Annotated in this window: 8 protein-coding genes; 6 read left to right on the forward strand and 2 right to left on the reverse strand. The window is 38.8% G+C overall.

Annotation, left to right across the window (positions count from 1 at the left end; all coding sequences use genetic code 11):
• Nucleotides 1–3: 3 nt before the first annotated feature.
• Nucleotides 4–213 carry a DNA-dependent RNA polymerase subunit epsilon gene (locus ACIQAA_RS26735; protein WP_402625850.1) on the reverse strand — a complete coding sequence of 70 codons (210 nt, stop codon included), beginning with the start codon at nt 211–213 and terminating at the stop codon, nt 4–6.
• A 531-nt stretch (nt 214–744) separates the two neighbouring features.
• Here ACIQAA_RS26735 and ACIQAA_RS26740 point away from each other — a divergent pair.
• Entirely contained in the window at nt 745–1,515 is a 771-nt protein-coding gene (locus tag ACIQAA_RS26740; RefSeq protein ID WP_402625851.1) for a Cof-type HAD-IIB family hydrolase, read from the forward strand.
• Between the two features lie 41 nt (nt 1,516–1,556).
• Here ACIQAA_RS26740 and def read toward each other — a convergent pair whose 3' ends face one another.
• Complete coding sequence (def, locus tag ACIQAA_RS26745) at nt 1,557–2,111, reverse strand: peptide deformylase (protein WP_402625853.1); 555 nt, start codon at nt 2,109–2,111, stop codon at nt 1,557–1,559.
• A gap of 456 nt (nt 2,112–2,567) precedes the next feature.
• Between def and ACIQAA_RS26750 the strand changes: the two genes are divergently transcribed.
• From ACIQAA_RS26750 to lpdA, 5 genes are all read left to right on the forward strand, one after another.
• Entirely contained in the window at nt 2,568–3,233 is a 666-nt protein-coding gene (locus ACIQAA_RS26750) for a YkyA family protein (RefSeq protein ID WP_402625855.1), read from the forward strand.
• 342 nt (nt 3,234–3,575) lie between these two features.
• On the forward strand, nt 3,576–4,691 hold the full coding sequence (pdhA, locus tag ACIQAA_RS26755) for a pyruvate dehydrogenase (acetyl-transferring) E1 component subunit alpha (RefSeq protein ID WP_402625856.1): 1,116 nt from the start codon (nt 3,576–3,578) through the stop codon (nt 4,689–4,691).
• 3 nt (nt 4,692–4,694) lie between these two features.
• The gene (locus tag ACIQAA_RS26760; RefSeq protein WP_402625858.1) at nt 4,695–5,672 is read left to right on the forward strand and encodes an alpha-ketoacid dehydrogenase subunit beta; all 978 of its coding nucleotides are present in this window, start codon (nt 4,695–4,697) and stop codon (nt 5,670–5,672) included.
• Nucleotides 5,673–5,793: 121 nt separating this feature from the next.
• Complete coding sequence (locus ACIQAA_RS26765; RefSeq protein WP_402625863.1) at nt 5,794–7,128, forward strand: dihydrolipoamide acetyltransferase family protein; 1,335 nt, start codon at nt 5,794–5,796, stop codon at nt 7,126–7,128.
• A 3-nt stretch (nt 7,129–7,131) separates the two neighbouring features.
• Nucleotides 7,132–8,547: a dihydrolipoyl dehydrogenase gene (lpdA, locus tag ACIQAA_RS26770; protein WP_402625860.1), complete on the forward strand. Its 1,416-nt coding sequence runs from the start codon at nt 7,132–7,134 to the stop codon at nt 8,545–8,547.
• Nucleotides 8,548–8,669 lie beyond the last annotated feature (122 nt).

Consider the following 8,669-nt stretch of genomic DNA (forward strand, 5'->3'; position numbering starts at 1 on the left):
TTATCAAATCTCCAATACAATATAATCTTCATTTTGTTTTTCATATTCTAAAAATGCTCCGCTTACTTCCTGTACAAATTCAACATTATATCCACGGTCTGCAATTTTTTTACGAACATCCCTAACAGATTCTCCTTCTACATAAAGAACCTTTGTTTTCTCTCTGACTGGAACTTCCTTGATGTTTTCTTGAAAGTAAACTTTAAATACCATAATAAATCGCTCCTTAATCGATCATGACTTTTTCTATTATATAAAATAATTACATTTTTTTCATTTAAATTCACTTTTCACCTAAAAAGTAAACGCTTGGACCTATTAGAAAAAATATGTAAATAATACACTGATAATCAATTTACAATAAGGAAGGAGCCCTTCGCAAGTTTGAAGGGCTCGAAAAAAGTTGTAGTTAGGCAATTGATTTTTTTCGCAGTAAATCGTTCCACTGTTTTAAGAGCTTCTTTCTTAGCTTCTTTAACATAGTGGATCATCTCCTTACTTCCTATTTTAAACGATCCTTGTCCAATGTAAAGCAAGCCATGGCAGATAATTGCAAGTTTTTTTTTATTTAATCATTTTTATACTAATATTATATGGTATAAACAGGATTTCTTTCATGGATAAACATGGAAGAATTATGAAAGTTTAATAAATTGACAATTATTCTTGTTATGGTTAGTGTTTATGAGAAGAAAATGATAGAAGAGCATTTTTGTTATTAAAGTAAAGAGGAGTTAGAATTATATGAAAAAAATTGTTTTTTTTGATATAGATGGGACATTGCTCGACCATGAAAAAAAACTTCCAAGCAGTACGAAAAAAGCGATTCAAACTTTGAAGGAGAATGGTGTGTTCGTAGCGATTGCGACCGGAAGAGCACCTTTCATGTTTACAAGTTTGAAAAAAGAACTAGATATTGATTCCTACGTTAGTTTTAATGGGCAGTATGTTGTGTTTGAAAATGAAGCGATTTATAAGAATCCGCTAAACCAATCTGAGTTGGGAAGATTTCTGCAGGATACAACTGCCAATGACCATCCTTTGATCTTTATGAACGAATTGACCATGAAGAGTACTACACATTACCATCCTTATATAGAAACTAGTATGGACAGCTTGTTATTTCCACATCCGGAAGAGGACAAAAATTTCTATGTTGACAAAGAGATTTATCAATCCTTACTATTCTGTGAAGAAGGTGAGGAGAAGTTCTATTTTGAAAATTTCCCTGAATTTGATTTTATAAGATGGCATCCATATTCAGTTGATGTCTTGCCAAAAGGCGGTTCTAAAGCTGAAGGGATAAAACAAATGATAGGAAGGTTAGGGTTTGATCTAAAGGATGTTTATGCATTCGGCGACGGCTTAAACGATTTAGAAATGCTTAAAGCTGTTGGAACCGGTGTTGCAATGGGGAATGGCGTTCCCGAGGCTAAGGCACTTGCGAACTTTGTGACCACGGATGTTTCGAAAGATGGAATATGGAATGGATTGAAGGAATTAAAACTCATATAAATAGAGAAATGCGCAAGGGCCTAGGAGCACTTGCGCATTTTTTATCTTTCGATAGCAATGGCACCTTCAATTGGTTTGAAGGGATCTTGTTTATTGATATGATCATAAAACATAATTCCATTTAAATGATCAATTTCATGTTGAAAGCAAATCGCTGGAAGCCCCTTTAAACGGAGTTTAACCTCTTCGCCTTCAAGGGTAATTCCTTTTACGGTAATTCGAGCAAATCTTTCTACGTAGCCTGGAATCTCCTCGTCTACAGAAAGACAGCCTTCTCCTGAAACCAAATAAGCTTTTTCGACGGAATGACTGACAATTTTGGGATTATACAATCCGTAGCTGTATAAGTTACCTTTGTCATCGTGAAGATGAACAGCAATCATCCGCTTTGAAACATTGATCTGCGGCGCAGCTAAACCAATTCCGGGTCTTAATCCATATTGCGAAGCAATTTCAGGGTTTTGGCTATTTTTCACATATTCTAAAAGACTTTCAAGTATTTTTTTCTCTTCGTCCGAAGGCGGCATTAATACTTCAGCCGCTACTTTTCTTAACGTAGGGTGGCTGTCTCGAATAATATCATCCATCATCAACATGATTCCATTCACTCCTGTATAAAAACTAAGCTGTGTTAATGCTATATGTTTGCATCCTGTTGATTTGCGTAGAAGGCACGAAGACTCCTCGAAAATGCTAACGCATTTTCTTCGTGCGTGGGCAGATTCAAGGATGTAAATCAATGTCCTGCGGGAGGACGGGACAGGGGAAGACCCCACAGGCGCTTAAGCGCCGAGGAGGCTCCCCGAACCGCCCGCGGAAAGCGAAGTGCCTCGTGACAGGCAGAGACCGCCTGTCACTGCGGTGATTATTCAAAGAAGCTTTCCTTAGTGGAGCGCAAATCAACAGACCAATTTATCACAGCCAATAACTTAAGATATTGATATTCATTAGTCTATCAAACATTTCGCGAAAAGTTAATTGTTACAGGAGATATTGTCAAACATAAGAAGTACAGATATAGTAAGAATTGTAATCATTAAGGGGGTTGCGAAGTGTCTATAGTTAGAATGAATCGTATTATTTTTTCTATTTTCGCAATTAGTTTCTTATTAACTGGCTGTGTCAGCAAAGAAGAGACAAATGAAAGAATGTATCAAGCCTTAGAAAAAGTAGTAGAAGCAGAAAAAGCATTTGAGGAGCAGCAAGAGCCGCTTGTAAAGTTAGAAAAGCAAGAAAAGGAAATTTATAATCAGATAATGGCTCTTGGTATGAAGCAGCATGATGAGATTGTTAAGCTTTCTGACAAAGCACTTTCCATTATTGATAAGAGAAGAGAGCTTCTACAAAAGGAAATTGACAGTATCAACGCTTCAAAAACAGAATTTAAGCAGGCAGAAGAAATAAAGAATGAAATAGATGATAATGAGCAAAAGAAAAAAGCGTCCGAGCTATTTAAAATAATGAGCAATAGATATAAAGTACATAATCAGCTTGCAAAGGAATATACAAGTGCGTTAGATAGTGATAAAGAATTGTATCTGATGTTAAAAAATGAGAGTGTCTCGTACGAAAAGCTAGAAGATCATGTTACAAAATTAAATACTATCTATCAAAAGGTATATGACGCAAATGAAGAATTTAATGAATTAACAGCACAATACAATGAGAAAAAGCTTGAATTTTATGAAGAAGCTGGACTTAAACTTGAAAACGTATAAAAATCGGCCGAATTGGTCGATTTTTTTGTTGATAAAGTGAAAATATATTAATATAACAGAGTGGACCTGTGGGTGGTACAGAACTTTTAGATTGTTATTAAGTTAATATTATTTACATGTTGTAAATTTATCAAAACATAGTATTTGACGAGTGTATTGAGTTGATGTAAACTCAATATGGACTTAATTATTGTACTATTAATTTTTTGAAAAATTATAGTACAGAACAACAGATAACGAAAGTAAAGTAATCGTAAATGTTGTTTGAAGTTTTTGGGTAATCTAATATGAGTGAATTTATTTTTTTACATTATTGTTATGAGAGAAAGGAAGATGTGACGAATGGCATCTAAAACCCAAAATGCTCAGCTCGATGCTAAGAAAGTACTCGAAGCTGTAGAAAATCAGTTTACAACGCTTCAAATTTTAAATGAAGAAGGCGAAGTTGTTAATGAAGCAGCAATGCCTGACCTAAGCGATGAACAGCTTCAAGAATTAATGCGCAGGATGGTTTATACTCGTATCCTTGATCAGCGTTCCATTTCTTTGAATCGTCAAGGACGCCTTGGATTCTATGCACCAACTGCAGGACAAGAAGCTTCTCAATTAGCATCTCAATTTGCACTAGAAAAAGAAGACTTTATCTTACCAGGCTATCGTGATGTTCCGCCAATCGTATGGCATGGTCTTCCATTATATCAAGCATTCTTATGGTCCAGAGGTCATTTAGCAGGCGGACAGATTCCTGAGGGAGTTAATATTGCGATTCCACAAATAATTATCGGAGCCCAGTACGTTCAAACTGCAGGTGTAGCTTTAGGATTCAAAAAACGTGGAGTGAAAGCTGTTGCTCTTACATACACAGGTGATGGCGGAACATCTCAGGGTGATTTCTATGAAGGAATGAACTTTGCAGGTGCATACAATGCTCCAGCCATCTTTATTGCACAAAATAACCGTTTTGCGATTTCAACTCCTGTTGAAAAGCAAACCGCAGCAAAAACACTTGCTCAAAAAGCTGTTGCAGCAGGTATAGCTGGTATTCAAGTAGACGGTATGGATCCTTTAGCAGTTTATGCTGCTGTTCGTGATGCACGTGAGCGTGCCATTAACGGAGAAGGACCTACATTTATTGAAACGTTGACATACCGATATGGTCCACATACAATGGCCGGTGATGATCCAACACGTTACCGTACTGCTGAATTAGATAATGAATGGGAAAAGAAAGACCCACTAGTTCGTTTCCGTAAATTCCTTGAAAAGAAAGGCTTATGGAATGAGGAAAAAGAAAACGAAGTAATCGAGCAGGCGAAAGAAGAAATTAAGGACGCACTTAAACAAGCAGATGCTGCTCCTAAGCAAAAGGTAACCGACCTAATCAATATTACGTATACGGACTTACCTCAAAACTTAAAAGAGCAATATGAAATTTATTCAGCAAAGGAGTCGAAGTAAGTCATGGCTCAAATGACAATGATTCAAGCAATTACAGATGCAATGCGTGTTGAATTAAAAAATGATCCGAAGGTTTTAGTTTTTGGTGAAGATGTAGGCTTAAACGGCGGTGTTTTCCGTGCAACGGAAGGATTACAAAGCGAATTCGGCGAAGATCGTGTATTTGATACACCATTAGCTGAATCAGGTATCGGTGGTTTAGCTGTTGGTCTAGCTTTACAAGGCTTCCGCCCCGTACCAGAAATCCAATTCTTTGGGTTTGTTTATGAAGTAATGGATTCTATTTCTGGACAGGCAGCCCGCCTTCGTTTCCGTACAGGCGGAAAATACAGTGCTCCAATCACATTCCGTTCACCATTCGGAGGAGGCGTACATACACCAGATATGCACGCAGACAGCTTAGAAGGTTTAATGGCACAACAGCCTGGATTAAAGGTAGTTATCCCATCAACACCATACGATGCGAAAGGTCTTCTTATCTCATCTATTCGTGATAATGATCCCGTTATTTTCCTTGAGCATATGAAATTATACCGTTCATTCCGTCAAGAGGTTCCTGAAGGTGAATACACAATTCCATTAGGAAAAGCGGATGTGAAACGTGAAGGAACTGATTTAACAATTGTTACTTATGGGGCAATGGTTCATGAGTCTTTAAAAGCAGCTGAAGAACTCGCAAAAGAAGGCTTTTCAGCTGAAGTCATTGATTTACGTACCGTTAGTCCAATTGATATCGAAACTATCATTGCATCTGTTGAGAAAACAGGACGTGCGATTGTAGTGCAGGAAGCACAAAAACAGGCTGGTGTTGCAGCAAATGTTGTGGCTGAAATTAACGACCGTGCTATTTTAAGCTTAGAAGCACCTGTATTGCGTGTAGCAGCACCTGATACCATTTATCCATTCCCACAAGCAGAAGCAGCTTGGCTTCCAAACTATAAAGATGTAATTGAAACGGCGAAAAAAGTTTTAACATTCTAATATAAGTTGGGGAATAGTATAACTGTTTCCCACTTGTTTCTTATCATTGATCGGTAGAATATATGCAAAAATAGGAGGATGAATCCCAGTGAGCGCAACCGCAACCACATTCCAATTTAAAATGCCTGACATTGGTGAAGGTATACATGAAGGCGAGATTGTTAAATGGTTCATAAAGCCAGGTGATAAAGTCCAGGAAGATGATGTACTTTGCGAAATACAAAATGATAAAGCTGTTGTAGAGATTCCTTCCCCTGTTGAAGGTACTGTACTTGAAGTTTTAGTAGCTGAAGGAACTGTTGCGACAGTTGGACAGGTCTTAGTAACATTTGATGCTCCTGGTTACGAAAACCTTCAATTCAAAGGTGATGACCATGCTGAAGAAGCACCGAAACAAGAAGCACCAGCAGCAGCTGCAGCAGCAGTACCTGAGGGACAAACAACACCACCGCCTGCACCACCTGCATACGGTATTGGAGTAACACACCCACAAGGCCAAGGACAAGTGGAAGTAGACCCTAACCGCAAAATCATTGCAATGCCATCTGTTCGTAAATATGCTCGTGATAAAGGTGTAGAAATTACACAAGTTCCTGGCTCTGGTAAGAATGGACGCATCGTGAAAAGTGATATTGATGCATTCCTAAGCGGCGGTGCTGCTGTTACGGCACCACAAGCAGCAACAGAAACTCAGGCACCAGCTGCGGCTCAAGCAGAGGCTGCACCAAAAGCTGCTCCAATTCCACAAGGAGAATATCCTGAAACTCGTGAGAAAATGAGCGGAATCCGAAAAGCAATTGCAAAAGCAATGGTGAATTCAAAACATACTGCACCACACGTAACTCTTATGGATGAAGTTGATGTAACAAAACTTGTTGCTCATCGTAAAAAATTCAAAGAAGTTGCTGCGGCTAAGGGTATCAAGTTAACATTCTTACCATATATCGTAAAAGCATTAACGAGTGCTTTACGTGAATTCCCTGCGTTAAATACATCACTTGATGATGCAACAAGTGAAATTATCCATAAGCATTACTATAATATTGGAATTGCCGCTGATACTGAAAAAGGCTTATTGGTACCAGTTGTTAAAGATGCTGACCGCAAATCAGTATTCTCAATTTCAAATGAAATCAATGAATTAGCTGGAAAAGCACGTGATGGAAAGCTGGCTCCTAACGAAATGAAGGGTGCTTCTTGTACCATTTCTAATATTGGTTCTGCTGGCGGTCAATGGTTTACACCAGTTATCAACCACCCTGAAGTGGCGATCCTTGGGGTAGGTCGTATTGCAGAAAAACCAATCGTACGTGATGGTGAAATTGTGGCAGCTCCAGTATTAGCATTATCACTAAGCTTTGACCACAGAATGATTGATGGAGCGACTGCTCAAAATGCATTAAATCACATAAAGAGATTATTGAACGATCCAGAACTATTGTTAATGGAGGCGTAACAAATGGTAGTAGGAGATTTTGCAATTGATACTGATACTATAGTCATAGGTGCTGGCCCTGGCGGTTACGTGGCTGCTATTCGTGCAGCCCAGTTAGGTCAAAAGGTGACGATAGTAGAAAAAGAATATATTGGCGGCGTTTGTTTAAACGTAGGTTGTATTCCCTCAAAAGCGGTAATTGCTGCTGGACACCGTTACGAAGTGGCAAAGCACTCTGAGTCCTTCGGGATTATGGCGGAAAATGTAAAAGTTGATTTTTCAAAGGTTCAGGAATGGAAAGCTGGAATCGTGAAAAAGTTAACTGGTGGTGTAGAGGGCTTATTAAAAGGGAATAAGGTAGATATCGTACGTGGTGAAGCATACTTTGTGGACGGAAATTCACTACGAGTGATTGGTGAAAATTCTGCCCAAACGTACAACTTCAAAAATGCGATTATTGCATCAGGTTCTCGACCAATCGAGCTGCCAACTTTTAAATACTCAAAACGAGTACTTAATTCAACAGGTGCGCTTAATTTACAAGAACTTCCTGAAAAAATCGTAGTAATCGGCGGCGGTGTCATCGGAATCGAGCTTGGCGGTGCCTATGCGAACTTCGGTACTCAAGTAACCATTCTAGAAGGTGCAGACGAGATATTAGGTCTTGGTGTATTTGAAAAGCAAATGGCTGCCCTTGTTAAGAAAACCATGAAGAAAAAAGGTGCTGAATTCTATACAAAGGCTATGGCTAAAGGTGTAGAAGAAACGGAAAATGGTGTAGTTGTAACCTTTGAAGTTAAAGGCGAAGAAAAGAAAATTGAAGCAGATTACGTATTTGTAATGGTTGGACGCCGGCCAAATACAGATGAAATGGGTCTTGAACAAGTCGGTGTGAAGCTTACAGATCGTGGATTGATTGAGATTGACAATCAGTGCCGTACGAGTGTATCTAACATTTATGCGATTGGTGATGTTGTTGCAGGTCCTCAATTAGCACATAAGGCTTCCTACGAAGGAAAAATTGCAGCTGAAGCGATTGCAGGACATAATGCTGTAATTGACTACTTAGGTATTCCTGCTGTTGTTTTCTCAGATCCAGAACTTGCAAGCGTAGGTTATACAGAAGCGCAAGCAAAACAAGAAGGAATCGATGTTACTTCAGCGAAATTTCCATTTGCAGCAAATGGCCGTGCTCTATCACTAGACAGTGCAGATGGATTTGTAAAGTTAGTTTCACGTAAAGAAGATGGTGTCTTAATCGGTGCACAAATTGCCGGTGCCAGCGCATCAGACATGATTGCTGAACTAGGGTTGGCGATTGAAGCAGGAATGACAGTCGAAGATTTAGCGTTGACTATCCATGCACATCCAACTTTAGGTGAAATCACAATGGAAGCTGCTGAGGTAGCACTTGGTACTCCAATTCATGTATTAAAATAAATAAAAGAAAAGTCCTTTCCGATATTTTGAACTATGACCCATAATATGGACAGTTAAATAAAAGAGCCTATGCTACTAACAGATGACCTCGGTATTGTACCGGGGTCATCTTTTTTAGTCCC

It is taken from the genome of Neobacillus sp. NPDC093182 (genome assembly GCF_044754045.1).